Source organism: Tsukamurella tyrosinosolvens, from assembly GCF_900104775.1.
Classification (GTDB): Bacteria; Actinomycetota; Actinomycetes; order Mycobacteriales; family Mycobacteriaceae; genus Tsukamurella; species Tsukamurella tyrosinosolvens.
The window spans coordinates 1,259,062-1,284,622 of sequence record NZ_FNSA01000003.1; the positions used below are offsets into that span (position 1 = coordinate 1,259,062).

At 70.5% G+C, this 25,561-nt stretch carries 27 protein-coding genes; 21 read left to right on the top strand and 6 right to left on the bottom strand.

Annotated elements, in window-relative coordinates:
- Positions 1 to 25 precede the first annotated feature (25 nt).
- Positions 26 to 526: a metallopeptidase family protein gene (locus BLW32_RS07735; RefSeq protein WP_068524588.1), complete on the bottom strand. Its 501-nt coding sequence runs from the start codon at positions 524 to 526 to the stop codon at positions 26 to 28.
- Between the two features lie 101 nt (positions 527 to 627).
- Between BLW32_RS07735 and BLW32_RS07740 the strand changes: the two genes are divergently transcribed.
- The 4 genes from BLW32_RS07740 to manA all read left to right on the top strand — a co-directional run bounded on the left by BLW32_RS07740 (position 628) and on the right by manA (position 5,027).
- The gene (locus BLW32_RS07740; RefSeq protein WP_068741147.1) at positions 628 to 1,113 is read left to right on the top strand and encodes a DUF3499 domain-containing protein; all 486 of its coding nucleotides are present in this window, start codon (positions 628 to 630) and stop codon (positions 1,111 to 1,113) included.
- Positions 1,114 to 1,239: 126 nt separating this feature from the next.
- Positions 1,240 to 2,610: a phosphomannomutase/phosphoglucomutase gene (locus BLW32_RS07745; RefSeq protein ID WP_068741148.1), complete on the top strand. Its 1,371-nt coding sequence runs from the start codon at positions 1,240 to 1,242 to the stop codon at positions 2,608 to 2,610.
- Between the two features lie 69 nt (positions 2,611 to 2,679).
- Positions 2,680 to 3,786 carry a hypothetical protein gene (locus BLW32_RS07750; RefSeq protein WP_068741149.1) on the top strand — a complete coding sequence of 369 codons (1,107 nt, stop codon included), beginning with the start codon at positions 2,680 to 2,682 and terminating at the stop codon, positions 3,784 to 3,786.
- Positions 3,786 to 5,027, top strand: coding sequence for a mannose-6-phosphate isomerase, class I (manA, locus tag BLW32_RS07755; protein WP_068524592.1), 1,242 nt, complete (start codon positions 3,786 to 3,788; stop codon positions 5,025 to 5,027). Before BLW32_RS07750 ends, manA begins: the two co-directional genes overlap by 1 nt.
- 13 nt (positions 5,028 to 5,040) lie before the next feature.
- On the opposite strand, the gene BLW32_RS07760 is transcribed toward manA, so the two are convergent.
- A complete protein-coding gene (locus BLW32_RS07760) occupies positions 5,041 to 5,244 on the bottom strand; it encodes a hypothetical protein (RefSeq protein WP_068524593.1) in 204 nt (67 codons plus the stop codon).
- A gap of 188 nt (positions 5,245 to 5,432) precedes the next feature.
- On the opposite strand from BLW32_RS07760, the gene BLW32_RS28320 reads away from it, so the two are divergent.
- The 6 genes from BLW32_RS28320 to ahcY all read left to right on the top strand — a co-directional run bounded on the left by BLW32_RS28320 (position 5,433) and on the right by ahcY (position 11,682).
- Entirely contained in the window at positions 5,433 to 5,561 is a 129-nt protein-coding gene (locus tag BLW32_RS28320) for a hypothetical protein (protein ID WP_255304242.1), read from the top strand.
- Positions 5,562 to 5,574: 13 nt separating this feature from the next.
- Entirely contained in the window at positions 5,575 to 7,272 is a 1,698-nt protein-coding gene (locus BLW32_RS07765; protein WP_068741150.1) for an ABC transporter ATP-binding protein, read from the top strand.
- A 70-nt stretch (positions 7,273 to 7,342) separates the two neighbouring features.
- Entirely contained in the window at positions 7,343 to 8,839 is a 1,497-nt protein-coding gene (locus tag BLW32_RS07770) for an amino acid permease (RefSeq protein ID WP_068741151.1), read from the top strand.
- Between the two features lie 145 nt (positions 8,840 to 8,984).
- The gene (locus BLW32_RS07775) at positions 8,985 to 9,797 is read left to right on the top strand and encodes an SMI1/KNR4 family protein (RefSeq protein ID WP_074850436.1); all 813 of its coding nucleotides are present in this window, start codon (positions 8,985 to 8,987) and stop codon (positions 9,795 to 9,797) included.
- Between the two features lie 127 nt (positions 9,798 to 9,924).
- Complete coding sequence (locus tag BLW32_RS07780; RefSeq protein WP_068741153.1) at positions 9,925 to 10,122, top strand: hypothetical protein; 198 nt, start codon at positions 9,925 to 9,927, stop codon at positions 10,120 to 10,122.
- 84 nt (positions 10,123 to 10,206) lie between these two features.
- On the top strand, positions 10,207 to 11,682 hold the full coding sequence (gene ahcY, locus BLW32_RS07785) for an adenosylhomocysteinase (protein ID WP_068741154.1): 1,476 nt from the start codon (positions 10,207 to 10,209) through the stop codon (positions 11,680 to 11,682).
- Positions 11,683 to 11,685: 3 nt separating this feature from the next.
- Here the strand turns inward: ahcY and BLW32_RS07790 are convergent, their stop codons facing one another.
- From BLW32_RS07790 to BLW32_RS07800, 3 genes are read right to left on the bottom strand one after another with little or no spacing between them, the layout of a single operon-like run.
- Positions 11,686 to 12,444, bottom strand: coding sequence for an Rv0361 family membrane protein (locus BLW32_RS07790; RefSeq protein WP_068741155.1), 759 nt, complete (start codon positions 12,442 to 12,444; stop codon positions 11,686 to 11,688).
- Entirely contained in the window at positions 12,431 to 12,958 is a 528-nt protein-coding gene (locus tag BLW32_RS07795) for a DUF1003 domain-containing protein (protein WP_068524599.1), read from the bottom strand. Before BLW32_RS07795 ends, BLW32_RS07790 begins: the two co-directional genes overlap by 14 nt.
- A complete protein-coding gene (locus tag BLW32_RS07800) occupies positions 12,955 to 14,244 on the bottom strand; it encodes a magnesium transporter MgtE N-terminal domain-containing protein (RefSeq protein ID WP_068524600.1) in 1,290 nt (429 codons plus the stop codon). The genes BLW32_RS07795 and BLW32_RS07800 overlap by 4 nt, the downstream gene beginning before the upstream one ends.
- A 51-nt stretch (positions 14,245 to 14,295) precedes the next feature.
- Here BLW32_RS07800 and BLW32_RS07805 point away from each other — a divergent pair, with 51 nt between their 5' ends.
- The 11 genes from BLW32_RS07805 (at position 14,296) to BLW32_RS07850 (ending at position 23,728) form a co-directional block, all read left to right on the top strand.
- On the top strand, positions 14,296 to 14,817 hold the full coding sequence (locus BLW32_RS07805) for a YflT domain-containing protein (RefSeq protein WP_068524601.1): 522 nt from the start codon (positions 14,296 to 14,298) through the stop codon (positions 14,815 to 14,817).
- Positions 14,818 to 15,166: 349 nt separating this feature from the next.
- Positions 15,167 to 15,325 (top strand): hypothetical protein, encoded by a 159-nt coding sequence (locus tag BLW32_RS27455; protein ID WP_156486393.1) that lies wholly within the window; start codon positions 15,167 to 15,169, stop codon positions 15,323 to 15,325.
- A complete protein-coding gene (locus BLW32_RS07810) occupies positions 15,325 to 15,618 on the top strand; it encodes a transcriptional regulator (RefSeq protein WP_074850950.1) in 294 nt (97 codons plus the stop codon). The genes BLW32_RS27455 and BLW32_RS07810 overlap by 1 nt, the downstream gene beginning before the upstream one ends.
- Positions 15,619 to 15,793: 175 nt before the next feature.
- The gene (locus tag BLW32_RS07815; protein ID WP_068741157.1) at positions 15,794 to 16,795 is read left to right on the top strand and encodes an AurF N-oxygenase family protein; all 1,002 of its coding nucleotides are present in this window, start codon (positions 15,794 to 15,796) and stop codon (positions 16,793 to 16,795) included.
- 74 nt (positions 16,796 to 16,869) lie between these two features.
- On the top strand, positions 16,870 to 17,631 hold the full coding sequence (locus BLW32_RS07820) for a TetR/AcrR family transcriptional regulator (protein WP_068741158.1): 762 nt from the start codon (positions 16,870 to 16,872) through the stop codon (positions 17,629 to 17,631).
- A 202-nt stretch (positions 17,632 to 17,833) separates the two neighbouring features.
- A complete protein-coding gene (locus BLW32_RS07825; RefSeq protein WP_231857341.1) occupies positions 17,834 to 19,195 on the top strand; it encodes an extracellular solute-binding protein in 1,362 nt (453 codons plus the stop codon).
- Positions 19,192 to 20,133, top strand: coding sequence for a carbohydrate ABC transporter permease (locus BLW32_RS07830; protein WP_068524605.1), 942 nt, complete (start codon positions 19,192 to 19,194; stop codon positions 20,131 to 20,133). Before BLW32_RS07825 ends, BLW32_RS07830 begins: the two co-directional genes overlap by 4 nt.
- Before the next feature lie 13 nt (positions 20,134 to 20,146).
- Positions 20,147 to 20,980, top strand: coding sequence for a carbohydrate ABC transporter permease (locus BLW32_RS07835; RefSeq protein WP_068524606.1), 834 nt, complete (start codon positions 20,147 to 20,149; stop codon positions 20,978 to 20,980).
- A gap of 28 nt (positions 20,981 to 21,008) precedes the next feature.
- A complete protein-coding gene (locus BLW32_RS07840) occupies positions 21,009 to 22,190 on the top strand; it encodes an ABC transporter ATP-binding protein (RefSeq protein ID WP_068524607.1) in 1,182 nt (393 codons plus the stop codon).
- A gap of 7 nt (positions 22,191 to 22,197) precedes the next feature.
- Positions 22,198 to 22,872 carry a metallophosphoesterase family protein gene (locus BLW32_RS07845; RefSeq protein ID WP_068741159.1) on the top strand — a complete coding sequence of 225 codons (675 nt, stop codon included), beginning with the start codon at positions 22,198 to 22,200 and terminating at the stop codon, positions 22,870 to 22,872.
- Positions 22,862 to 23,728 carry a chromosome partitioning protein ParB gene (locus tag BLW32_RS07850; protein ID WP_068741160.1) on the top strand — a complete coding sequence of 289 codons (867 nt, stop codon included), beginning with the start codon at positions 22,862 to 22,864 and terminating at the stop codon, positions 23,726 to 23,728. Before BLW32_RS07845 ends, BLW32_RS07850 begins: the two co-directional genes overlap by 11 nt.
- Before the next feature lie 63 nt (positions 23,729 to 23,791).
- Here BLW32_RS07850 and BLW32_RS07855 read toward each other — a convergent pair whose 3' ends face one another.
- Positions 23,792 to 25,441: a glycoside hydrolase family 13 protein gene (locus BLW32_RS07855; RefSeq protein ID WP_068741161.1), complete on the bottom strand. Its 1,650-nt coding sequence runs from the start codon at positions 25,439 to 25,441 to the stop codon at positions 23,792 to 23,794.
- Positions 25,442 to 25,561: the final 120 nt, after the last annotated feature.

Here is a 25,561-nt window from a genome sequence, read left to right on the forward strand (position 1 = left end):
TCGATCGTGGCCGGGGCTCCGCCGCTCAGAGCGCGTCCGGGCCGGCGAGCAGGGTCTCCTCGGTCACGCCCAGGTAGTCGCTGATCTGATGCACCAGGATCGCGAGGATCTCGTCCAGCAGGTCCGCCTCCGTCTTCGCGCGACGCTGCAGCGGGCGGCGGAACAGGATCAGCCGCGCCCGCGTGCGATTCCCGCGGCGGTCGATCCCCACCGGGACCATGCGCGCCAACGGAATCGGGCCGTCGGCCTCCACCTCGGCCGGCCACGACACCGCGTCCGGATCGTGCGGCAGGATCCCCGGCACGTCGTCGACGGCGATGTCCAGGTCACTCAGCTTGTCGTGCCACAGCGAGTCGATCTCCGCGAACGCGTCGAGCACCACCTCGTCGAAGTCCTGCGCCCGCGTCCGGTACGCCGGGAGATCGCGGGGCACCAGCGGGCCGCGCAGCCCGTGGCCGCGACGATCCCGCGCCACACGGCGTCGCAACTGCGCGCCGCCCTCGGGCGTCCGTCTCCTGCTTCTCATCGTGTTCTCAGTCTAGGCGGAGCCGCCCCGGACGGCCGCCGCGCGGCGCTGTCCGGTGTGTCGGGAGCGCGCCGCCCGAGCCAGGGGTTAACCTTCTTGCTGTGAACTCCGTCCGTCAGTGCTGCCGCCCCGGCTGCAGGAACCACGCCGTGGCGACGCTGACGTTCGACTACCGCCAGTCGATCGCGGTGTTGGGCCCGCTGGGAACCACGAGCGAGCCCCACTCCTGGGACCTCTGCGAGTTCCACGCCACCCGCATGACCGCGCCGCGCGGCTGGGAGATGCTCCGCAATCTGCCTGCGTACAGCGCCGCGTCCGTGGGCAACGCCGCCCTCGACGACGACCTCACCGCGCTGGCCGACACCGTCCACGAGCGCGCCGCGCGCGAGCAGGGCCGCCACGCACCCGAGCCCGCCGACGCGCCCCTGCGCTCGCTGCCGCCGATCGGCGCGATGCGCCCCGTCCACGACGGTCTCGGTGGTCCGAACGTCACGCCGTCGACACATCCCGGCGGATCGGCGCCCAAGCACGCCGCCCGGCCCGGCCGTCGCGGTCATCTGCGGGTGCTGCCCGACCCCGTCGACTGAGAGTCGCCCGAGAAGCGTCACGTCGCTCGCGCCGGATGCCTGTCCGCGTCCCGTTTGCCGATAGGGTGGGGCGTCCGCACGGGCCCGCCGGGTCCGTGCCTGCCGTTTCACAGGAGGTCGTCGAGCGTGGTTCGAGCGCTGGAGTCGGTGCAGGCTGTCATCAAGGCGTACGACGTGCGCGGCCTGGTCGGGGAGCAGATCGACGAGGGCTTCGTCCGTGACGTGGGCGCCGCCTTCGGCGCGCTGATCCGCGGCGAGGGCGCGACCGACGCCGTCGTCGGCCACGACATGCGCGACTCGTCGCCGTCGCTGTCCGCGGCCTTCGCCGAGGGCCTGACGGCGCAGGGCGTGAACGTCACCCTCATCGGCCTCGCCTCCACCGACGAGCTGTACTTCGCGTCGGGCCTGCTCGACCGCCCCGGCGCGATGTTCACGGCCTCGCACAACCCCGCGGCCTACAACGGCATCAAGCTCTGCCGCGCCGGCGCCAAGCCGGTCGGGCAGGAGACGGGTCTGCAGCAGATCACCCAGCAGGTGGCCGACGGCGTCCCGTCGTACGACGGTGCCCCCGGCCGGGTGTCCGAGCGGGACGTCCTCGACGAGTACGGCGACTACCTGCGGAAGCTCGTCGACCTGTCCGGCTCGCGCCCGCTGCGCGTGGCCGTCGACGCCGGCAACGGCATGGGCGGCTTCACCGTGCCCTCGGTCCTCGGCCCCGTCGAAGCGCTCGACGTGCGCCCGCTGTTCTTCGAGCTCGACGGCAACTTCCCGAACCACGAGGCCAACCCGCTCGACCCGAAGAACCTCGTCGACCTGCAGAAGTTCGTGGTCGAGCAGGGCGCGGACATCGGCCTCGCCTTCGACGGCGACGCCGACCGCTGCTTCGTCGTGGACGAGAAGGGCGAGCCCGTCTCGCCGTCGGCCGTGACCGCCCTCGTCGCCGAGCGGGAGCTCGCGAAGAACCCCGGCGCCACCGTGATCCACAATCTCATCACGTCGAAGGCGGTGCCCGAGATCATCGCCGAGAACGGCGGCACCGCGGTGCGCACCCGTGTGGGCCACTCGTTCATCAAGGCCCGGATGGCCGAGACGGGCGCCGTCTTCGGCGGCGAGCACTCCGCGCACTACTACTTCCGCGAGTTCTGGGGCGCCGACTCCGGCATGCTGGCGGCGATGCACGTGCTGGCCGCGCTGGGCGAGCAGTCCAAGCCCCTCTCCGAGCTGATGGGCGTGTACGACCGGTACGCGGCGTCGGGGGAGATCAACTCGACGGTGGCGGACCAGGGCGAGCGCACGCGCGCCGTGCTCGATGCGTTCGCGGACGAAATCCAGAGCACCGATGAACTGGACGGCGTGACGGTACAGTTGGATTCGGGCGCCTGGTTCAACCTGCGCGCTTCCAATACCGAGCCGCTGCTCCGGCTGAACGTCGAGGCGGCGTCCACGGACGAGGTGCGCGCGCTGACCGAGCGGATCCTGGCGATCGTACGTGCCTGATCGCGCAGTGTGCTCCGGCGGTCGGAACGGCGCCGGCGGGGCCCAGCGCCGATGGGACGGGAGGAAGCCGTGACCGAGATTGCCGATCTCGATGATCCGGCGGGTCTGATCGCGGCCGACGTGGGCGGGCACCTGCGTGCCGCCGCGCTCGCGGGCGCGCAGGCGCGCGCGGTCGCCAGCGCCGTCGACGAGGGCGCCCTCGCCCAGCTCGACGGCCTCACGCCGCGCGCCGTCGTGGTGGTCTGCGGCGCGGGTCCCGCGGCGGCCGCCGCCGGCTTCGTCGAGGCCCTCACCGCCGGCCGGTTCGACGTCCCACTCGTCCGCTCCACCGAGCTGCCGCCGTGGGTGGGGGCGCTCGACGTGGTCGTCGTCTGCGGCTTCGACGCGGGCGACCTCGTGCTCGCCCGTGCCATCGCCACGGCCGCGCGCCGCGGCGCCGTCGTCGTGGTCGCCGTCCCCATGGAGGGCCCCGTCGCCGAGGCGGCCGCGGGGCGCACCGTCGACCTCTCGCCGCGCCTGCGCGTGCCCGAGCGGTTCGGCTTCGTCGGCGTCGCCGCCGCGCTGCTCGCCGTGCTCGGCCGGCTCTCCGGCACCGACCGCGGCGACGCGCCCGGGGAGGGATTCCTGCACTCGCTCGCGGAGACGCTCGACGACGAGGCCGTGCGCGGCGCGCCCGATCGGGACGTCGAATCCAATCCCGCCAAGCGCCTCGCGGCCCGCATGACGGGCCGGCGGGTCGCGCTCACCGCCGATACCGCGCCCGGCCTCGCCGTCGCGGAACACGCGGCGTCGCAGGCGCTCACGCTCGGCGGGCAGGTCGTCGCCGCGGTGGGCCTCGCCGACGTCGAGCTGGCCACGCCGGAGCTCGCGTCCGCGCCGTCCGGCGGCGCGCTGGAGACGGGCGCCGCGGTGGACCCGCTGTTCCACGATCCGTTCCTCGACGGCCCCGCTGCGCAGACGCCGCTGCGGGTCCTGATCCTGACCACGGAGCAGCGCGCGCCGCTGGTGGAGGCGCGGCTGCGCGCCCTGCCGGACGTGGAGTCGCTCCCCGTCGACGAGGGCGCCGAGCGCGCGCCGGAGACGACGGGTCCGCGCGCGGACGCGCTGGACCTCCTGGCACTGGCGGTACGGTTCGATCTCGCGTCGGTCTACCGGCGCCTGACGGGGGAGGCGTGATGCAGCGGATCGAGGGAGTCATCCGGCCGTACGCCTGGGGCTCGCGGACGGTCCTGGCGACGATGCAGGGGCGGCACGTGCCGTCCAACCATCCCGAGGCCGAGCTGTGGTTCGGCGCGCACCCCGCCGACCCGGCCAAGCTGTACGACGCCTCCGACACCGCCACGGACGGTGACCTGCTGTCCGCGATCGGCGCCGACCTCGACGGTCAGCTCGGCCCCGCGTGCCGCGGCGAGTTCGGCGACCGCCTGCCCTACCTGGTGAAGGTGCTCGCGGCCGACGAGCCGCTCTCCCTGCAGGCCCACCCGTCGCGGGAGCAGGCCGAGGAGGGCTTCGCCCGCGAGAACGCCGCCGGCATCCCCCTCGACGCCCCCGAGCGCAACTACCGCGACGCCGCGCACAAACCCGAGGTCGTCATCGCGCTGAGCCGGTTCGAGGCCCTCGCCGGCTTCCGCGACCCGGCAGTCACCGTCGAACTGCTGCGGGTGCTGGCCGTACCGGAGCTGGACAGCTACCTGGGCCTGCTCGCCGGGCAGCCGGACTCGCAGGGCCTGCGCGCGCTGGTCACGACGTGGATCACGCTGCCGCAGCCCGCGCTCGCGGTGCTGGTGCCCGCGGTGCTCGCCGGCTGCGTGCGCTACCTCGAGAGCGGCGCGGAGCAATTCAAGGGCGAGGCGCAGCTCGCGCTGACGCTGGGGGAGCGCTACCCCGACGACGCCGGAGTGCTGGCGGCGCTGCTGCTCAACCGGATCGTGCTCGACCCGGGACAGGCCCTGTACCTGTCGGCGGGCAACTTGCACGCGTACGTGAGCGGCGCGGCCGTGGAGGTCATGGCGAACTCCGACAACGTGCTCCGCGGCGGGCTCACGCCCAAGCACGTCGACGTGCCGGAGCTGCTGCGGGTGCTGGACTTCACGCCCCGCGCACCGTCGGACCTGGCGCCCCGCACGGCGACCGTGGGCCCGGAGGTCGTGTTCTCGACGCCCGCGCCGGAGTTCCGGGTCTCGCGGGTGCGGCTCGACGGGACCGCGCTCAAGCGCGCCGCGTCGGTGGAGCTGGACGCACGCGGCCCGCAGCTGCTCGTCGTCACCGAGGGAACGGTGACGGTGCGCAGTGCGGGCCGGTCGATCGACGTGCCGGCGGGCAGCGGCCTGTGGATGGCCGCGTCCGATCCGGGCGTCGTGGTGGCCGCCCACTCACCGGCGGCGGAGTTCTTCCGCACGCTGGTGGGCGGGCACTAGGCCACCGCAGCGGTCAGCAGCCGCCGAGGTTCTCGTAGAACGTCTCGGGGATGTCGAAGGTCTGCATGTTCGCCACGGCGACGGCCTCGGGCTGTGCCTTGCTGAGCACGGCGAGCGGCTTGCCGTCGCGCGTGAGCAGCACATCGTCTCCACCCTCGACGATGCCGAGGAGCTGGGCGACGGTCTGATCGGTGGTGTGCGCGAAAGTCTTGGTCATAGGCCCGACGGTAAGTGTTACTTGCCGGTACGCCAACAGTTTTCGCCTACCAACCAGTAACACCCGCGAGTAACTTCCGCTCCCATGCGACTGCCAGCTCCACGGCAGAGTGCGCCCAGGCGGCGCCGCGAGAGTGGTCCTTGCAACGAAGAACGGCCGACGAGGCCACGACGCAAGGAGATGAACACATGGCAGCACCGGGACAGGGCAACGGTCAGGGACAGCGACCGGGACAGCCGAAGCCTGCGCAGCCCCAGCGCCGCCGGGTGCGTCGCTGGAACCCGCAGGCCCGCCGCTGGGACTGGGTCTGGCAGTGACCCGAGGAGTCCGATGACGTCCACGAGCATGCTGCGGCTGCTGTGGGCCCACACGCCGGGCCACCGACGATCCCTCGTCGGTGGCCTGGCACTGTTGGTCGCGGCGGCCCTCGTCGAGGTGGCGTCGGTGCTGGTCATGGCCGACGTGCTCACCGCGGTCCTGGATTCCGCCTCGCTCGCCGGCGCGGTCCGCGGGGTCACGGCCTGGGTGGGCGTGACGCTCCTCGGCGCCCTTCTCACCTACGCCGGGACCCTCGCGACCTGCCGGGCCGCCGAGGGCACCGTCCTCGCTCTGCGCGACGAGGTCCTCGCCCGCGTGCTGCGGCTGCCGATGGACGAGGTCCACCGCCTCTCCACCGGCGACGTGGTGGTCCGGCTGACGGAGGACGTCGTGGTGCTGGAGACCGCGCTGTCGGTCTCCGTGGTGCAGGCCGTGGTCGCGGTCCTCACCACCGGCGGGCTGATCGCCGTGGCGTGGTGGCTGAGCTGGCAGCTGACCCTGATCGCGCTGGTCGCGGTGCCGATCCTGATCGGGCTCACCCGCGCCTTCCGGGGAGCCCAGGAGCGCGCGACCGCGCGCGAGCGGGCCGCGCACTCCGCGCTCGGGACCACCGTCGCCGAGGTCGCGGGCACCGTCGAGCACGTGCGCCTGCACGCGATGGAGGACGCCGAGCAGGCGGACGTCCACCGCCGCGGGGCGACGCTGTTCGCCGCCCGGATGCGCGAGGCGCGCGTCCACGCGGCGTTCGGCGGGGTCCTCGGCTCCGCGCAGGCGGTCACGTTGATCGCGGTCTCGGTGGCGGGCGTCGTGCTCGTCCGCACCGGTCACCTCACCTACGGTGCGCTGATCGCGCTCACCGGCTACCTCGGCTACCTCTATCCCCGGGTGCAGGACGTCGCCGAGAGCCGGCTCGCGCTCGTCGGCGCGCGGATCAGCGCGGAGCGGCTCGTCGAGCTCGCGGGGCCGCTCGGTGCGCCGGTCCGCGCGCTGTCGCCCGACGGTGCCCGGTCCGGGGGCTCCGCTGTCGGGCTCGACGGTGCCGGGACCCGGCTGATGCGGCCCGGCGTACGGGTGCGAGTGACGGGGCTCCGCGCGCGGCGCGGCGACTTCGCGCTCGACTGTGCCGAGTTCACGGCCGAACCGGGCGGCGTCACCGCCGTGGTCGGGCCGTCCGGCTCCGGCAAGTCGACCCTCGCGCACGTCCTCGCCGGCCTGACGCCGGCCGAGGGCACCGTCGAACTGGGCGGCCGTGCGGGCCTGGCCGGCGCGGAGCTGCGCGAGCTCGTGACGCTCGTGCCGCAGCGCACCGTGATCCGCACCGGGACCCTCGCGTCGAACATCGCCTACGGCAGCGGGGCCGACCCGTGCGTCGCCGGTGACCTCGCGGGCGCCGACGAGTTCGTGCGCCGACTGCCAAACGGCTACGCGACGCCGACCTCCCTGGGCGGGGAGGAGCTCTCCGGTGGGCAGCGGCAGCGGATCGCCCTCGCCCGCGGCCTGGGGCGACTCACCCCGGTGCTGATCCTCGACGAGCCGAGTACAGGACTGGATCGGGCGAACACCGAGCGCCTGGCGCGCGTACTGCGGTCGATCGCGGTGCGCCGCACCGTCATCGTGATCACCCACGATCCGCGGCTCCGCGCCGCCGCCGACCGCTGCTACCGCGTGGCGGACGGGCGGGTGCTGGCGGAGGTCGGTGCAGACGCCTGAAATGCCCCGCCGCGGTGCCGCAGTGGTGTTTGATGAATCGTCACACACCCGAGACGACACAGGAGCACGCATGGCCAACCCACTGCTGCGCACCAAATCGGTGGAACAGTCGATCGCCGACACCGAGGTGGTCGGTACCCGACTCAAGAAGCAGTTGACCGCATGGGACCTCACGATCTTCGGTGTCGCCGTGGTCGTCGGCGCCGGCATCTTCACCATCGGCGCTTCGACGGCCGGTGACTACTCGGGCCCGGCGGTGTCGGTGTCGTTCATCATCGCCGCGATCGCGTGCGGCCTCGCGGCCCTCTGCTACGCGGAGTTCGCGTCGACGGTGCCCGTCGCCGGTTCGGCGTACACGTTCTCCTACGCCACGTTCGGCGAGTTCGTCGCGTGGATCATCGGCTGGGACCTGGTGCTCGAATTCTCCATCGCCGCCGCGGCGGTCGCGAGCGGCTGGTCGAGCTACCTCGGCACGGTCTTCGGCACCGGGCCCGCGGCGGTCGAGGTCGGCGGGCACACGATCGACTGGGGCGCGATGCTCATCGTCGGCGTCCTGACGGTACTGCTGACCTTCGGCGCGAAGGTCTCCTCGCGGGTGTCCGCGGTGATCACCGCGATCAAGGTCGCCGTGGTGCTGCTGGTCATCGTGGTCGGGGCCTTCTACATCAAGGGTTCGAACTACTCGCCGTTCGTTCCCGAGTCCGTGCCGGGGGAGAAATCCGGTGTCACCCTGGACTCCACGCTGTTCCAGGCGATCTTCGGCAGCGGCTCGTCGTACGGCTGGTTCGGCGTGCTCGCCGGCGCCGGCATCGTATTCTTCGCGTTCATCGGCTTCGACATCGTGGCGACCTCCGCCGAGGAGACCGTGAAGCCGCAGCGCGACGTGCCGCGCGGCATCCTCGGCTCGCTCGCGATCGTCACCGTTCTCTACATCGCGGTCACCGTGGTCGTCACGGGCATGGCGAGCTACAAGGACCTCGCGACGAGCGCCGGCGAGGGTGGCGAGAAGAACCTGGCCTACGCCTTCTCCTTGAACGGCGTGGATTGGGCGGCGACGATCATCTCGATCGGCGCGCTCGCCGGCCTCACCACCGTCGTCATGGTGCTGCTCATGGGCCAGAACCGCGTGCTGTTCGCCATGGCGCGCGACGGCCTGCTGCCGCGTCAGCTGGCGAAGACCTCCGACCGCGGCGTGCCGGTGCGTATCTCGGTGGGCGTCGGCGTCGTCGTCGCGTTCCTCGCCGGAATCTTCCCGCTCAAGGAACTGACCATGCTGATCAACATCGGCACGCTCTTCGCGTTCGTCCTGGTGTCCGTCGGCGTGATCGTGCTGCGCAAGCAGCGCCCCGACCTCAAGCGCGGCTTCACCGCCCCGCTGGTCCCGCTGGTGCCGATCCTGTCGGTCCTCGCCTGCGGCTGGCTGATGTTCAACCTGACGCTCGAGACCTGGGTCCGGTTCCTCATCTGGATGGCGCTCGGCGTGATCGTCTACTTCGTGTACTCGAAGAACCACTCGATCCTCGGCAAGCGCGAGCGCGGAGAGGTCATCGAGTCGCTGGCCGACTGATCGGTCGGTACACGCTGGGAACCGCGGCCGGAGCACCTACTCCCGCCGCGGTTCCGCGTTTCGGGGGCTCGGGGGCACCGGGTGATCATGGGCGGCGCTCTCGGATTCCGTCCGCTGCGGACAGACGTGGGCTATATTCAACATCGTGAACACCGACGTGGGGGTAGCACGCTGGCGGGAGCTGATCGACGCCTTCCTGGAGCAGCGCGAGCGTCTGGTCCGGATCCATCCGGACCTGTACGAGATGTCGCAGCCGAATCCCGGAGCAACGGAGGAGCAGTTGCTCGCTGCTGAGGCGCGCCTGGGATACCGCATCCCCGCGCAATATCGCGAGTTCCTCGCCGTCGCGGACGGGTGGAGCGAGTGGAACAGCGACGTCAGCCTGCTCTCGTGCGCGGAGATCGGCCACGGCACGATCAGTGAAACGGAGGGATTGGGAATCCGGCTGGCCGAGGGCGACGTCCTCGTGAACTGGTCGACCGACGTCGACTGGGTTCGGATCGCCGACAGCGACGGAACCTACTGGGAGACCTTCCTTCTGCACCGTGACAGTCAGGGCTATCGGGCCGGGCAGCTCATGATGACGCCCCACGGCGACCACTTCTACGAATCCTTCGAGCAGTACCTCGTCGAGGAGCTGGCGGACCTGACGACGAGGCTCGACGGCGAGGAGCTCGGGCCGCACGGCAAGTACTGGGGGAGGGACCTCCGGCTCGACCCGCCGACGATGCAGCAGATCGTCGAAAGGCTTGCTGCCCTCCGCGTCGAGTTCGCCGAGCTGTGTGGTGACCCTGCCCCCGGATCGCCGAACCCCGGCGCGGCACCGTCGGACATCGCCGCGCTCGAAGTGCACCTGGGCCGGCCGTTGCACCGGGAGCACCGCGAGCTCCTGGAGACCGCCGACGGATGGCCGGGCAAACCCCCACATCCTGAGCTGTGCGGAGATCATCGCCGGTGACGCATGGGCCGAGACGCTGGCGGCGCGCGACCGGCACAACGACTGGCAGGCAGCGGACTTCGCGAGATGCGGGGTCTCCACGTGGCAGAAGCCCGGTCCGGCGGCAGACGCCGCCGGCACCGTTTCGGTGACGCCGTTCGCGACGCAAGTCATCGCGGTGTGGGGGATCGACACCGACGTTGGCAGTGTCCTCGACGTGCTCACGTACGTGGACGACGTCGCGCGCGGCTACAAGAGGTCGTACGGCACCGTGCGCGAGCACTTGTTGTCGCAGATCGACGGGCTGTGTCAGCAGATCGAATCACGACGGCGGACGTTCGGGTAGCCGTCGCACCATCCCTTCGGGGATTCGGCGGATTTCGCGATCGCATGCCGGGCGGCGGCACCGTCGGGCACCAGGAGCGATAGCCTGGACCGCGTGACTTCTACGCTGACCGCCGATACGGCGAACGGAATCGACTTCAAGGTCGCCGACCTCTCCCTCGCGGAGGCGGGCCGCAAGCAGCTGAGCCTGGCCGAGCACGAGATGCCGGGCCTGATGGCGCTGCGTCGCGAGTACGCCGACGTCAAGCCGCTCAAGGGCGCGCGGATCTCGGGCTCGCTGCACATGACCGTGCAGACCGCGGTGCTCATCGAGACCCTCGTGGACCTGGGCGCCGAGGTGCGCTGGGCGTCCTGCAACATCTTCTCCACCCAGGACGAGGCCGCCGCGGCCGTCGTCGTGGGCCCGCACGGCACCGTCGAGGCCCCGCAGGGCGTGCCCGTCTTCGCCTGGAAGGGCGAGACCCTCGAGGAGTACTGGTGGGCGGCCGAGCAGATGCTCACCTGGCCGAACGAGCCCGCCAACATGATCCTCGACGACGGCGGCGACGCCACCATGCTCGTGCTGCGCGGCGCGCAGTTCGAGGCCGCGGGCGTCGTCCCGCCGACCGACGAGGACGCCGACAGCCACGAGTACCAGGTCTTCCTGGCCCTGCTGCGCGAGTCGCTGGCCAAGGACGCCACCAAGTGGAGCAAGGTCGCCGAGTCGGTCAAGGGCGTCACAGAGGAGACCACCACCGGCGTGCTGCGCCTGTACCAGTTCGCCGCCGCCGGCGAGCTGGCCTTCCCGGCGATCAACGTCAACGACTCGGTCACCAAGAGCAAGTTCGACAACAAGTACGGCACCCGTCACTCGCTGATCGACGGCATCAACCGCGGCACCGACGTGCTGATCGGCGGCAAGAAGGTCCTCATCACCGGCTACGGCGACGTGGGCAAGGGCTGCGCCGAGTCCCTGGCCGGCCAGGGCGCGCGCGTCCAGGTCACCGAGATCGACCCCATCAACGCGCTGCAGGCGCTCATGGACGGCTTCGACGTGGTCACCGTCGAGCAGGCCATCGGCGACGCCGACATCGTCATCACCTCCACGGGCAACAAGGACATCATCCTGCTCGAGCACATGAAGGCGATGAAGGATCACGCGATCCTCGGCAACATCGGCCACTTCGACAACGAGATCGACATGGCCGGCCTCGAGAAGTCGGGCGCCGTGCGCCTGAACATCAAGCCGCAGGTCGACCAGTGGACCTTCGGCGACACCGGCAAGTCGATCGTGGTGCTCTCCGAGGGCCGCCTGCTGAACCTGGGCAACGCGACCGGCCACCCGTCGTTCGTGATGTCCAACAGCTTCAGCAACCAGGTGATCGCGCAGATCGAGCTGTGGACCAAGCCCGACGAGTACGACAACGAGGTCTACCGCCTCCCGAAGCACCTCGACGAGAAGGTCGCGAAAATCCACGTCGAGGCCCTGGGCGGCACCCTCACCAAGCTCACCAAGGAGCAGGCCGAGTACATCGGCGTCGACGTCGAGGGCCCGTACAAGCCGGAGCACTACCGCTACTGAGCGCTAGCGCACCCGCGACGAACTGATACACACCTTCCACCCTCCGGATTCCTTCCGGAGGGTGGTCGTGTCCGTGAGGGACCGCGAGACGACCGTCGACGAGCCCACCGGCGTCGACGTGACCTCGGCCTCGGCCTTGCCCGCGCCGGCGTCGACCCGGACCTCCCCGACGACGACCTCCCAGCGACCGTCGGCCCCGAGCAGCGTGTCGATCTCGGCGGCGAAGGTCTGCGAGGTGAACTGCGTCTGCAGCATCTGGACGTCCGCGGCGCAGCGGACGCCGATCAACGCCGCCAGGTCCCGGTCGTTGAGGGTCTTGGTCTCGGCGGCGATCACGTCGCGGATCTGCTGCTCGTCGTCGGCGCCGGCGCGCTGGGACAGGATGTACCAGGTGGCGCCCAGGATGATCGCGATGATCAGCACCGTCGCGCCCAGGACGATCGCGACGGACCGGTCCTTCGCCGGCGGCGGCCCCGCGGGTGCGCCGGGAACGTACGGCGGTGACCCGGGGACGTACGACGGGCCGGCGGGGGAGGCGGTGGCGACCGCGCCCGGTCCGTCCTGGCCCGACGGTGCCGGCGCGTCCTGTCCCGACGGTGCCCCGGTCACGGCGCGCCCCGTCAGGTAGGGCGTGCCCGCCGAGGAGACGGGCCCGCCCGTGCCGTACAGCTGCGGCGGGCGCGGCGGAGCGATGCCCAGCCGCTGGTAGGTCTCCGGCGTCAGGACGGGGTGCAGCAGCTCGCGGGGGTCAGTCGGGCGCATCGACGCGCTCCTCGTCGACGTTGCGCGCGTGCTGCATCGACTGCAGCAGGGCGGTGAGCGCGTCCAGCTTCTCGTGCACCTCGTCGAGCTCGCGGCGCATGTAGTCGCGGCTCGCGGCCTCACCGACGGCGAGGCGCACCGATGCCAGCTCGCGGGCGAGGAACTCGGTGTCGGCCTTGGTCTGCGCGGCGCGCATCCGGTCCTCGTCGAGCGAGACGCGGTCGCGGCTCTCCTGCCGGTTCTGTGCGAGCAGGATGAGCGGCGCCGCGTACGCGGCCTGGGTGGAGAAGGCCAGGTTGAGCAGGATGAACGGGTACGGATCGAAGTGGTAGGTGAACCACAGCACGTTGAGCGCGATCCACACCAGCACGATGACGGTCTGGATCGCCAGGTAGCGGCCGGTGCCGAGGAACCGGGCGACGCGTTCGGCGCCCTGGCCGATCATGTCGTCGCCCAGGTTCAGGTGGAAGCTGCGGCCCTGCCGCGGCGTGTCGAGCCGGGAGCGTTCCTTCATCCGGTGACCTCCACGGTGCCCTCGTCCTGATCCTCGTCGCGCCAGTCCTCGGGCAGCAGGTGGTCGAGCAGGTCGTCGACCGAGACCGCGCCGAGCAGGTGGTTCTCCGCGTCGATCACCGGCCCGGTGACCAGGTTGTACGCCGCGAAGTAGCGGGTCACCGCGCCCAGGGGGTCGTCCGGCCCGAGGCGCGGCAGGTCGGTGTCGACCATGCCGCCCACGAGGTCGGCCGGGGGCTCGCGCAGCAGCTGCTGCGTGTGGACCGCGCCGAGGTAGCGGCCGGTCGGGGTCGCCGTGGGCGGGCGGACGACGAAGACCATGCTCGCCAGCGCCGGGGTGATGTCGGGGTTGCGGACCCGGGCCAGGGCCTCGGCCACGGTGGTCGACGGGGTGACCACGATCGGCTCGGGCGTCATCATGCCGCCTGCGGTGTAGGGGGAGAAGGTGAGCAGGCGGCGGACGGTGCCCGAGTCCTCGGGGTCCATCACCGCGAGCAGTTCCTCGCGCTGGGTGTCGGGCAGCTCGCCGAGGAGGTCGGCGGCGTCGTCGGGGTCCATGGCCTCGAGCACGTCGGCGGCGCGCGCCTTGGACAGGTGGGCGATCACCTCCGCCTGGTCGTCGTCGCCGAGCTCCTGGAGCACGTCGGCGAGCCGCTCGTCGTCGAAGGCGGCCGCGATGGACAGCCGGCGCTGCGTCGGCAGCTCGCGCAGGGCCTGCGCGACGTCGGTGGCGCGCATGTCCTCGAAGACCGTCAGGGCCTCGGCGATGTCGTGATCGGCGCCGGTGAGCGCGGTCGTGGTGAAGCCGGAGACGTGGGGAAGGTCCACCACCTGGACGCCGCCGCGCCGGTTCCAGCCCGTGGCGCGGATCTTCACGGCCAGCCGGTGCACCACCCAATCACGCGTGCGGGTCTGTTCGATGCCGACGTCGACGACGGTGGCGTCGGCACCGTCGTACGGCTCGCCCGGCTCCTCGATGCGGACCTTGGTGCCCAGGAGCTGGCCGAGGGCCAGCGCCTCGCCGGGGCGGATGTGCAGGCGGCGCAGGCTCACCGAGCCCGTGTTGAGGGTGACGGCGGCGGGTTCGATGCTGGTCACGCGCAGCATCGGCACGAAGATGCGGCGCCGGTTCGCGAGCTCGACGGCGAGGCCCAGGACACGCGGGGCCTTGCGGTCGGCGCGCAGGCCGAGCACCGCGTCGCGGACGCGGCCGACGGATTCCCCGTCCGGGCCGACGACGGGCAAGCCGGACAGTCGCGCGACGAATACTCTGGAGACAGCCGACATGTACTTCAGGGTAGTTTCGTTCTACGCATCGCATGTGAGGGAGGGCGCCGAATGTCGCAACCGCTACCCGGACCCGGGTCGCCGAACCAGCCGGGAGGGCCCGCGGGACGTGGCCTGCCGACGCCGCCGAAGGGCTGGCCGATCGGTTCGTACAGCACCTACGCCGAGGCGCAGCGCGCCGTCGATTACCTCTCGGACCAGGAGTTCCCGGTCCAGAACGTGACCATCGTCGGCGTCGACCTGATGCAGGTCGAGCGCATCACGGGCCGCCTGACGTGGGGCCGCGTGCTCAGCGCGGGTGCCGCGTCCGGCGCGTGGCTGGGCCTGTTCCTCGGCCTGCTCGTGGGCCTGTTCGTCGGCGGCGGGGAGTCGCTGCCCGCGACGGTCATCGCCGGCGTCATCGGCGGCATCGTCTTCGGCCTGATCAGCGCGTCCGTGCCCTACTGGGCATCGCGCGGCACCCGCGACTTCTCGTCGACGATGCAGCTCGTCGCCGGCCGCTACGACGTGCTCTGCGATCCGCAGGTCGCCGAGCAGGCCCGCGACATGCTGGCCCGGCTGAACATCCAGTAGGGCTTCTCACCGGGCTGTTCCCGGTGGGGCGCTACGACGGTGAGCTGTGGGCGGCCCCGGCGTGTTGGGGCCGCGCCCATTCGACCGGCGGGGGATGTGTTGCGCGCGACAGTGATGCGTCCGGCGCATACCCTCATCTGTGCAGGTAGTGGGCCGTTTTCTGAGGTCGGTTATGCGTATCTTGCATAGCTCGGCATGGGTGCGCACGCCAGGAGGCTTCGGCGCGGCGGGCGGGGCCGCCGGCTATCGCATCGTCGCGGGTCTGAGCTCGGACGGGCGGGAGTGATATCCCGCTATCGGTTCTGGTTCTTCATAGCGTTGGAACGCTATGAAGAACGGAGACTGATCTGTGGACCGCGGTCTGGCGGTGGGGCCGGCGGTGATCCTTGCGGATCCGTTGGAAGCGGGCACGGTGTCGACGTACGCCGTTCTGTTCCTCGTGTCGGGCGCCGTCTACGGCCTCGGTGAGGCGTTCGTGCGGTGGCTCAAGTGGCGTACCGCGCGCTGATGGACTCGGAAGGCGGTTCGGCGGCGTTCAACGACCTGATTCATCCGCGGCAGCGGCTCATGATCTGCGCAGCGTTGGATCAGGCCAAGGAGATCCGGTTCGACCTGCTCGCGAAGGCCCTCGACATGAGCGCGCCCACGTTGAGCAAGCATCTGGCGAAGCTCGAGGAGGGGCAGTACGTCGCCACCCGGCGTGATTCGGCGGACTCGCGGCGGCAGTGGGTCGAACTGACGCCGACGGAGAAGTCCGCCTTCGCGCGACACGTCGCGGCGCTGCGTGAACTGACGGCCTGACCCGGCCTGCGCGGCGCCCCGCGACGAGTCGTCTCCGAACAGGCCCGCCGGCCCGCGCGGCGCACCGTCGAACCCCCGTCCACCTGCGGTGACAGCGCGAATCCCGCCGATCTATTTACCGGGACACCTAGTCCTGCTAAATTGCGAAGTGATAGCGATCACAAGGAGGACTCTCATGGCCGACATCCTGGGACGCGTGAGCCGGCGCGAGCTCGATCAGGGCTACCGCGACGTGCTGGAGGATCTGTCGGAGGGCTCGGTGCACCGCCGTTTCGACCCGTTCCTCGACATCGACTGGGACGCGCCGGAGCTGCGGCTCGACCCGAACGACCCCCGGTGGGTGCTGCCGCCGACGCTCGACTCGCTCGGCGCGACGCAGTGGTACCGCGACCTCCCGCTGGAGCGTCGCATCGAGATCGGGAAGTGGCGCATGGCCAACACCATCAAGGTGGGCGCGGCCTTCGAATCCATCCTGATCCGCGGAATGATGCAGTACATCATGAAGCTCCCGAACCAGTCGCCGGAGTTCCGCTACTCCCTCCACGAGATGACGGAGGAGTGCAACCACATCCAGATGTTCCAGGAGCTGGTCAACCGCATCGACGTGGACGTGCCCGGCATGCGGAAGTGGTTCCGGCGGGCCTCGCCGATGATCGGCGTGCTCGGCGGCTACGCGCACGTGATCCTGTTCATGGGAATCCTCGGCGGCGAGGAACCGATCGACCACTACCAGAAGGCGATCATGCGGCACGGCGGGCAGATCCCGCCGCTCGTCCTGCGCACCATGGAGATTCACGTCGCCGAGGAAGCGCGCCACATCTCCTTCGCCCACGAGTTCCTGCACGCCCACCTGCAGGACATGACGCCGCGGCAGAAGCGGATCTGCGCGCTCGCCTTCCCGCTCGCCATGCGCTGGCTCGTGGGGGAGATCTTCACCCCGCCGAAGGCCTTCTTCGAGGAGTTCGAGATCCCGCGCGAAGTCAAGCGCGAGGCGTTCTGGCGCGGTCCGACCGCCCGCGCCCTTCTCAACGACTACTTCGCCGAGATGCGCGCGCTCGCCGACGACCTCGGCCTCATGACGCCCGTCGGCAGGCTCATGTGGAAGCTGCTCAAGATCGACGGTCACAAGGCGCGGTACCGCGGCGAGCCCACGCGGCCCGCGCAGCTCGCCGCCTGAGGTCCCGCGGGGCGCTCCACCGGCCGGGCCTGGTGGGCCCGGGACGCCTCCGGGCGGGCGTAACATCGCCCGGTATGGCGACCGCGCACGAGCCCGAGAGCGGCTACGAGTTGCGCTGGCGCGCCCACAATTCACAGCGACGCGAGCTCATCCTGCGCGCGGCGGCCGAGCTGGTGGAGGAGTCGGAGCCCGGCGCCCCGATCCCGGTGCGCAGCATCGCCGAACGCGCGGGCCTGGTGAAGTCCGTGGTCTACCGCCAGTTCAAGAGCAAGGACGACCTGGCGCGCGGCCTCCGCGGCTTCGTGGTCGACCAGTTCGCCGCCGAGCTCGAGGCCGACCTGGACGTCTCCACCGGCTCGCTGCGCGAGATCCTGCGCCGCTCGATCGCCAGCGCCGCCACCTGGATGCAGGACAATCCGCGCCTCGTCGACCTGCTGCGCGCCGGCCCCACCGACGCGGTCGGACCGGACGGCGTCCCGGTGGCGCCCGACGCCATCGGCGAACTGCGGCACCGCGTGGTCGCCCGCGCCGAGCAGACGATCGACGGCCTCGCGTCGCTCACCGGCCTCGATCCCGCGGCCTTCGCCGGCGTGCCCTTCGTGGTGTTCACGATGGTCGAGGGCACGCTCACCAGCTGGGTCCGCGGCGAGGCCGCCGTCCGGGGCAGGACGCGCGCCGAGGTGGTCGAGTCGCTCACGGACGTCACGTGGTTCGTGCTCGACGGTGCCGCCCGCACTCTGGGGGTGCACGTCGATCCGGACGCGGAATTGACCCGCTTCCTCGAATCCCTGGCGCCCGACGGAGTGGCCTCCGGACGAGCGGTTCGTCGCGGGTGAACGGCAGGTCCGGAGACAAACACAGGCAGATCCGTGCTCTCGCGCGTGAGTCTGGCACGATTATCCCGAATGTGGTTCACCTCACCGGTCGGGTCGACTAGCTTTTCGAATCGACGCTTCCGGTCGGTAGCGGGGATAGGAGCGGCGCGTGGCGGGCAGAACGAGTCGAACACGGAACGGCCTGCCGGCCAGGCTCGGCGCCGTGGGGTTGACGTCCGCCCTGGGCGCGACCCTGCTCGCCGGTTGCGGCACGGGGGCGAGCGGCACCGAGATCAGCGTGTACGTCGGCGCGGACAGTGCCGCGACCGTGCAACGCGTGGCGGAGAAGTGCTCGACGTCCGAGTACAAGGTGGTCGGCTACGGGCTGCCCAAGTCGGCCGATGACGCACGACTCCAGCTCGCGCGCCGCATCACCGGCGGCGACGCGTCGCTGGACGTGATGGCGCTCGACGTCACCTGGACGGCGGAGTTCGCGCAGGCCGGGTGGGCGGTGAAGGTGCCGGACGACGTGGCGCAGCGCACCGAGAAGCGCGTCCTCGCGGGTCCGCTGAAGACGGCCAAGTTCACCGACGAGCTGTACGGCGTCCCGGCGTGGACCAACACCCAGCTGCTCTGGTACCGCAAGGACATCCTCTCCCAGCTGACGGGTAAGCCCATCACGGCGCCGCCGAAGTTCACGTGGTCCCAGCTGCTGGACTTCACCGGGCAGTCGCTCGGTAAGCGCGGCCCCGCACAGATCGGCGTCACCGCGGCGCAGTACGAGGGCTTGACGGTGTGGTTCAACTCGCTGCTGGAATCCGCCGGGGGCAAGGTCGTGGACGAGACCGGCAAGCGGGTGGTGCTCGGCGAGGGCAAGAACCGCGAGGCCGCCGTGCAGGCGCTGCGGACGATGAAGGATGTGGCGACCGCCCCCGGGCACGATCCGAGCTTCACTCAGACGATGGAGACGGAGATCCGGCTCGGCATGGAGCGCGGGGACGCCCTGTTCGAGGTGAACTGGCCGTTCGTCCTGTCGGCGATGCAGCAGAACTCGGCCGCCGGGACCGTGCCCTTCCTGCCGGAGATGACGCGCTTCGCCGACGTGGTCAAGAAGCCGACCAACGATCAGCTCAAGCAGATGAACGCGGTGATCCAGAAGAAGTTCGACTTCACCACGTACCCGCGGATCGCGCCCGGCGTCCCCGCGCGCCCCACGATCGGCGGGGCGAACTACGCGGTGTCTCCCACGTCGACGAAGAAGGACCTGGCGTGGAAGGCCATCGAGTGCTTGACGAATGACGAGTCGGAGAAGGCCTACGGCCTCGACGCCGGCACGCCGCCCGTCCTGCCCTCGCTCTACGACGACCCGGAGTACCTGGCCGTGTACCCGATGGCGAAGCTCATCCGGGACCAGTTGCAGGAGAACACCTCCTCCGTGCGCCCGGTCACGCCCGTGTACCAGGCCATGTCCACGCTGCTGCAGGCGAAACTGAGCCCGGTCGGATCGTGGGATCCGGACTCCCTCGTCGACGAGTTGGTCACCGCCGCCACGAAGGCGATCGATCAGAAGGGGCTGGTCCCGTGACGACTGCGACCACGAACGGGGGTGCCGCGCCGGCACCCGCGGAGGAGAAGGCGGCGCTGTCCCAGGGGCAGCGCGAGGAACGCAAGCTGGGGCTGATGCTCATCGCGCCGGCGGCGCTGGTGATGCTGCTGGTGACGGCGTACCCGATCGTGTACGCCTTTTGGCTGAGCCTGCACAAGTCCTCGCTCGCTGCCCCCGGCCAGGACGAGTTCATCGGGTTCGGTAATTACGGCACGGTGCTGCAGGACTCGTATTGGTGGCAGGCGCTGGGGGTGACCTCGTTCATCACGGTCGTGTCGGTGGTGATCGAGTTCGTGCTGGGCCTGGCGATCGCGTTGGTGATGCACCGGACCATCGTCGGCCGTGGCCTGGTGCGGACCGTCGTGCTGATCCCGTACGGCATTGTGACGGTGGCCGCCTCGTTCTCGTGGTTCTACGCGTGGACGCCGAAGACCGGGTATCTCGCGAACCTGTTGCCGGACGGGACCGCTCCGCTGACGGAGCAGATCCCGTCGTTGTTCATCATCATCCTGGCCGAGGTGTGGAAGACGACCCCGTTCATGGCGCTGCTGCTGCTCTCGGGCCTGGCGCTGGTGCCGGACGATCTGATCAAGGCCGCGTCGATGGACGGCGCGGGCCCGTGGACCCGGCTGACGAAGATCATCATTCCGCTGATGAAGCCGGCGATCCTCGTGGCGCTGCTGTTCCGCACGCTGGACGCCTTCCGCATCTTCGACAACATCTACGTCCTGACCAAGGGCGCCAACGGGACCGGATCGGTGTCGATCCTCGGGTACGACAACCTGTTCAAAGCGTTCAACCTGGGTGTGGGATCGGCTATCTCGGTGCTGATCTTCATCTGCGTGGCGATCATCGCGTTCATCTTCGTCAAGGCGTTCGGCACCGCGGTGCCGGGCTCCGACCAGGACCAGAGGTAGGAGGCGCTCGGCGATGGCAACGAGTACCGCAGGGCGCAAGGTCGCCTGGAGTGTGATCGACCTTCTGGTCGTCTGTTACGCATTGATCCCCGTGTTGTGGATCGTCTCGCTCTCCCTCAAGTCCCCGGCCGCGGTGACGGACGGGAACTTCATCCCGAAGAGCGTGACCATGGACAACTACTCGGCGATCTTCGAGGGCAGCGGCTTCATCCGCCCGCTCATCAACTCGATCGGCGTCGCATTGATCTCGACCGTGATCGCCGTGATCATCGGCATGTTCGCCGCCTACGCGGTGGCGCGCTTGAACTTCCCGGGTAAGAAGCTGTTCATCGGGGCGGCGCTGTTGATCGCCATGTTCCCGCAGATCTCGCTGATCACCCCGCTGTTCAACATCGAGCGCGCCGTCGGCCTGTTCGACACCTGGCCGGGCCTGATCCTGCCGAACGTGACCTTCGCGTTGCCGTTGTGCGTGTACACGCTCTCGGCGTTCTTCCGCGAGATCCCCTGGGAGCTGGAGAAGGCCGCCAAGATGGACGGCGCCACCCCGGCCCAGGCCTTCCGTCAGGTGATCGCGCCGCTCGCGGTCCCCGGCGTGGTCACCGCTGCGATCCTGGTGTTCATCGCGGCGTGGAACGACCTGCTGTTCGGTGTGTCTCTCACCGCGACCGAGCGGTCGATCACCGCACCGGTGGCGATCGTGAACTTCACCGGTAGCTCGCAGTTCGAGGAGCCCACCGGATCCATCGCCGCGGCAGCGGTCATCATCACGATCCCCATCATCATCTTCGTCCTGATCTTCCAACGACGGATCGTCGCCGGACTGACCTCCGGCGCGGTCAAGGGCTGACGCCGGAAAGTATTCGAGGAGCAATCACATGGCCGACATCGTCCTGGACCACGTCAAGAAGACCTACCCCGACGGCTCCACCGCCGTCAGCGACATCAACCTGCAGATCGCCGACGGCGAGTTCGTGATCCTGGTGGGCCCGTCGGGCTGCGGCAAGTCCACCACGCTGAACATGATCGCCGGCCTGGAGGACATCTCCTCGGGCGAGCTGCGGATCGGCGGCGAGCGGGTCAACGAGCGGGCCCCGAAGGACCGCGACATCGCGATGGTCTTCCAGTCCTACGCGCTGTACCCGCACATGACGGTGCGCGAGAACATCGCCTTCCCGCTCAAGCTGGCGAAGCTGCCCAAGGACCAGATCAACGCGGCCGTCGAGGACGCCGCCCGCACACTGGATCTCACGCAGCACCTCGACCGCCGGCCGTCGCAGCTCTCGGGCGGCCAGCGGCAGCGCGTGGCGATGGGCCGCGCGATCGTGCGCAGCCCCAAGGCCTTCCTCATGGACGAGCCGCTGTCGAACCTCGACGCGAAGCTGCGCGTGCAGATGCGCACCGAGGTCTCCCGGCTGCAGAAGCGCCTCGGCACCACCATGGTCTACGTGACGCACGACCAGACCGAGGCCATGACCCTCGGCGACCGCGTCGTGGTGCTCAAGAGCGGCGATGTGCAGCAGATCGGCGCCCCGCAGGAGCTCTACGACCGCCCGAACAACCTGTTCGTCGCCGGCTTCATCGGCTCCCCGGCGATGAACTTCGTGCCCGGCCGCCTCACCTCCGTGGGCATCGACACCGCGCTCGGTGAGATCCTGCTGCTCGACGCGCCGCAGCTGGCCGAGAAGGCCTCCGCCGCCGGCAACAAGACCGGCGACGTCGTGGTCGGCATCCGCCCCGAACACTTCGAGGACGCCCGCCTACTCGACCCGAACCAGCGCGTCGGCGGCCTCACCTTCCGCGCCCGGGTCGACGTCCTCGAATCGATGGGCTCGGACAAGTTCATCCACTTCGCCGTCCCGGCCGACGACGCCCGCACGGACGTCCTCGGCGACCTCCGGGCGGGCCAGCAGCAGGCGCCGCCCGCTGGGGTCGATGAGATCGTGGCGCGTCTGTCCGCCGATTCGAACGCCGCCCGCGGCGCCGAGGTGGACCTGTTCTACGACCCGACGAAGATCGCGGTCTTCGACGCCGCGACCGGGCGCAACCTGGCTCTCTAGGTCCGCCGTGCGGGTGCTCGCCGTCAGCGACGAGGAGGTTCCGGGCCTGGCCCTGGCCTCGTCGACACTGCGCCCCGACCTGATCCTGGGGGCGGGCGACCTGCCCGGTGCGTACCTGGAGTCGCTCGTCGACCGCTACGAGGTGCCCTGCGTCTTCGTGCCCGGCAACCACGATCCCGACCACTCCGGGTACCGGCGGACCCGCGGCGGATTCGTCCGCGGCGGGGTGCCGTGCGAGCCGCCCGGGCCGCGTGGCGGGGTGAACGCCGACGGCCGCGTCGTCACCGTCGAGGGCCTGACGGTGGCGGGCCTCGGCGGCTCCGTCCGGTACCGCGGCGGGCCGAACCAGTGGACGCAGGCGCAGGCCACGCGCCGGGCCTGGCGGGTACGGTTCGCGGCGGGCCGGCGGCCGGTCGACGTGGTGCTCGCGCACTCGCCCGCACGGGGCGTCGGCGACGGGGAGGACGGCCCGCACCGGGGTCTCGCGGCGCTCGGCGGGCTGGTCGAGACGCTGCGGCCGCAGGTGTTCGTGCACGGGCACGTGCACCCGTTCGGCCGCCCGGGACCGGACCACGAGATCGACGGCGTGCCCGTGCTGAACACCGTCGGATACACGTACTTCGAGATCACTCCGGGGAGCCCCGGAACCTACCGCGTGAAGGAGCGACGTCGTGGCGCGTGACACCGGCTTCCCCGACGAGGACGCCCGCACCGACTTCGAGCGGTCCCGGCGCCGGGCCAACATCGCCCGCCTCGCGTCGTGGGTGCGCGGCCAGCCCGGCGACGTCACCGAGGTACTGCCCTACGACGAGGTCGTCTCGGCGCTCGGCTTCGTGTCCGAGCGGCCGTTGGGGCTCCAGGTGGTGCCCGTCGCACAGATCGTGGGCAGCGTCGACCGCACCCGCGACTTCGACCGCTATTTCCGGCCCCGCTCGCCCGCACTGCGGGCCCGCTGGCAGCGGCTGGCGGCGGCGCAGCGTCGCGGTGAGGCGATGCCGCCCGTCGAGCTGAAGAAGGTCGGCGACCTGTACTTCGTGGTCGACGGCCATCACCGGGTGTCGATCGCCTTCGCCCGTGGCTTCGCCACCATCGACGCCGATGTCACCGAGGTGGTCACGAGGATCGGCTCGGGCGGCATCGCGGTCCGTTCCGACCTGCTGCTCAAGGATCACCGGCGGTTGTTCCTGGAGCGGGTGCCGTTGGAGGGCGCCGCGCGGGAGCGGATCCGGTTCACGAACGCCTGGGACTACTCGGTGCTCGCGGAATCGGTGGAGGCCTGGGGCTTCCGGCTGATCCAGGACGCGGGGGAGTACCTCTCCCGGGCGGTCGTCGCCGGCCGCTGGTACGAGGAGGAGTTCGCGCCCGTCATCGAGATGGCGCGGGCCGCCGGGATCATGCAGTCCTCCACCGACGCCGAGGTGTACCTGTTCGTCGCCTGCGAGCGGTACAGGCTGGTGCGCAAGCACGTCTGGACGCCCGAGATCATCCACGAGGTCTCCGCGCAGAACCCGCCCTGGCAACCGGGCAAGTTCTTCTAGGCGGGCGTCCGCCGTCGGGGTCGGAGGCTCCGACCCCGACGCACGTGGAGCGCGCAGGCCGGGTCAGCGCATCCAGACCGTCGTCGCACCGGGGAGCCGGTCGCCCTCGAACTCCGTGCTGGCGAGCAGGATCCGGCCCTCGGGCAGCTCCACCGGCTCCGCGCCGAAGTTGGTGTACGACCGCCATCCGCCGGGCCGCTCGAAGGCGAGCACCGATGCCGACGGATGCGGGATCCAGGTCAGCGACTCCGCGCTCTGCAGGTCGGCGCGCAGTGCCAGCGCCCGCCGGTACAGGTTCAGGGTCGACTCGGGATCGTCGTCCTCGACCGAGACCGCGTAGTCCGCGAACCACACCGGCTGCGGAAGGTGCGCACCGTCGGACCCGAAGCCGTACGAGGGCCCGGTACCGGTCCAGGGAAGGGGCACGCGACAGCCGTCCCGTCCGACCTCCTTGCCCTCGGTCCGGAAGAAGGTCGGGTCCTGGCGCGCCTCGGCGGGGATGTCGCCCACCTCGTGCAGACCCAGTTCCTCGCCCTGGTACAGGTACGTGGAACCGGGGAGGGCCAGGAGGAGCATCGTCGCGGCGCGGGCGCGCCGCTCACCGAGTACGGTATCGACCTCGTCGTGCGATCCGCCCGCCAGGGTCCACGCCGCGGCGTGGTGCCCGAGGCCGGCCGGAAGGCCGTAGCGGGTGGCGTGCCGGGTCACGTCGTGGTTCGACAGGACCCAGGTGCTCGACGATCCGGTCTCCTCGGCACGCTGGACGTTCTCGTCGATGATCTCCCGGAACTGTGAGGCCTCGAACTCCGAGACCAGCAGGTCGAAGTTGAAGGCCTGCCCGAGCCCGTCCGGGCTCGCGTACGGGGCGAGCCGGGACTTGTGGACCCACGCCTCGGCGACCGCGGTGCGGGGCGGCTCGTACTCATCGAAGACCTTGCGCCACGCGCGGTAGATCTCGTGCACCTCGTCGCGGTCCGAGAACGGGTGGTCGGGATTGAGTGTCAACTCGCCCAGTCCCACCACCGCGAACGGGGCGAAGGGCTCGCTGAGGTCCTTGCGCAGGTAGTGCGCGACGTCGATGCGGAAGCCGTCGACCCCGCGGTCCGACCAGAATCGCAGGGTGTTCTCGAAGTCCGCGCGGACGTCCTCCCGCTCCCAGTTCAGGTCCGGCTGTTCGCGGGCGAACATGTGCAGGTACCACTGGCCGGGCGAGCCGTCTGGCTCGGCGACGCGGTGCCACGCCGGACCGCCGAAGTGCGACTGCCAGTCGTTGGGCGGCTGGTCGCCGTTCTCGCCCGTGCCCTCGAAGAAGTGGTAGCGGGCCCGCTCGTCGGAGCCGCGGCCCGCGGCGAGGGCCGCCTGGAACCATTCGTGCTGGTCGGAAGTGTGATTGGGCACGATGTCGACGATCAGCTTGATACCGGCGTCGTGCAGCGCGGTGGTCATCGCGTCGAAGTCGTCGAGGGTGCCGAGGCGCGGGTCCACGTCGCGGTAGTCCGCCACGTCGTAGCCGCCGTCGGCGAGCTCGGAGGGGTAGAACGGGCTCAACCACACCGCGTCGATGCCGAGTTCGCGGAGGTACGGCACGCGCGAGGTGATACCCGGCAGGTCGCCGATCCCGTCGCCGTTGGAGTCCGCGAAGCTGCGCGGATAGATCTGGTAGACCGCCGCCTGGCGCCACCAATCGGCCGTTCCGAGGTCCTTGAGAACCACAACACTCCCTTCGACAGGTGTCTCCGTCGACGAGAATCGTCGACGCGCGTCGACGACGCCCCTCGAGCGTAACGGATCCGTAGGATCGGATCCGGTGTTTCGCCGCTCGCCGGGCGGCGG

Excerpts from the sequence above, each read along its gene's own strand:
- BLW32_RS07735 (WP_068524588.1), bottom strand. The coding sequence starts at position 526 with ATGAGAAGCAGGAGACGGACGCCCGAGGGCGGCGCGCAGTTGCGACGC.
- manA (WP_068524592.1), top strand. The coding sequence starts at position 3,786 with ATGCAGCGGATCGAGGGAGTCATCCGGCCGTACGCCTGGGGCTCGCGG.
- BLW32_RS07760 (WP_068524593.1), bottom strand. The coding sequence starts at position 5,244 with ATGACCAAGACTTTCGCGCACACCACCGATCAGACCGTCGCCCAGCTC.
- BLW32_RS28320 (WP_255304242.1), top strand. The coding sequence starts at position 5,433 with ATGGCAGCACCGGGACAGGGCAACGGTCAGGGACAGCGACCGGGACAG.
- BLW32_RS07765 (WP_068741150.1), top strand. The coding sequence starts at position 5,575 with ATGACGTCCACGAGCATGCTGCGGCTGCTGTGGGCCCACACGCCGGGC.
- BLW32_RS07770 (WP_068741151.1), top strand. The coding sequence starts at position 7,343 with ATGGCCAACCCACTGCTGCGCACCAAATCGGTGGAACAGTCGATCGCC.
- BLW32_RS07790 (WP_068741155.1), bottom strand. The coding sequence starts at position 12,444 with ATGCGCCCGACTGACCCCCGCGAGCTGCTGCACCCCGTCCTGACGCCG.
- BLW32_RS07795 (WP_068524599.1), bottom strand. The coding sequence starts at position 12,958 with ATGAAGGAACGCTCCCGGCTCGACACGCCGCGGCAGGGCCGCAGCTTC.
- BLW32_RS07800 (WP_068524600.1), bottom strand. The coding sequence starts at position 14,244 with ATGTCGGCTGTCTCCAGAGTATTCGTCGCGCGACTGTCCGGCTTGCCC.
- BLW32_RS07805 (WP_068524601.1), top strand. The coding sequence starts at position 14,296 with ATGTCGCAACCGCTACCCGGACCCGGGTCGCCGAACCAGCCGGGAGGG.
- BLW32_RS07810 (WP_074850950.1), top strand. The coding sequence starts at position 15,325 with ATGGACTCGGAAGGCGGTTCGGCGGCGTTCAACGACCTGATTCATCCG.
- BLW32_RS07815 (WP_068741157.1), top strand. The coding sequence starts at position 15,794 with ATGGCCGACATCCTGGGACGCGTGAGCCGGCGCGAGCTCGATCAGGGC.
- BLW32_RS07820 (WP_068741158.1), top strand. The coding sequence starts at position 16,870 with ATGGCGACCGCGCACGAGCCCGAGAGCGGCTACGAGTTGCGCTGGCGC.
- BLW32_RS07835 (WP_068524606.1), top strand. The coding sequence starts at position 20,147 with ATGGCAACGAGTACCGCAGGGCGCAAGGTCGCCTGGAGTGTGATCGAC.
- BLW32_RS07840 (WP_068524607.1), top strand. The coding sequence starts at position 21,009 with ATGGCCGACATCGTCCTGGACCACGTCAAGAAGACCTACCCCGACGGC.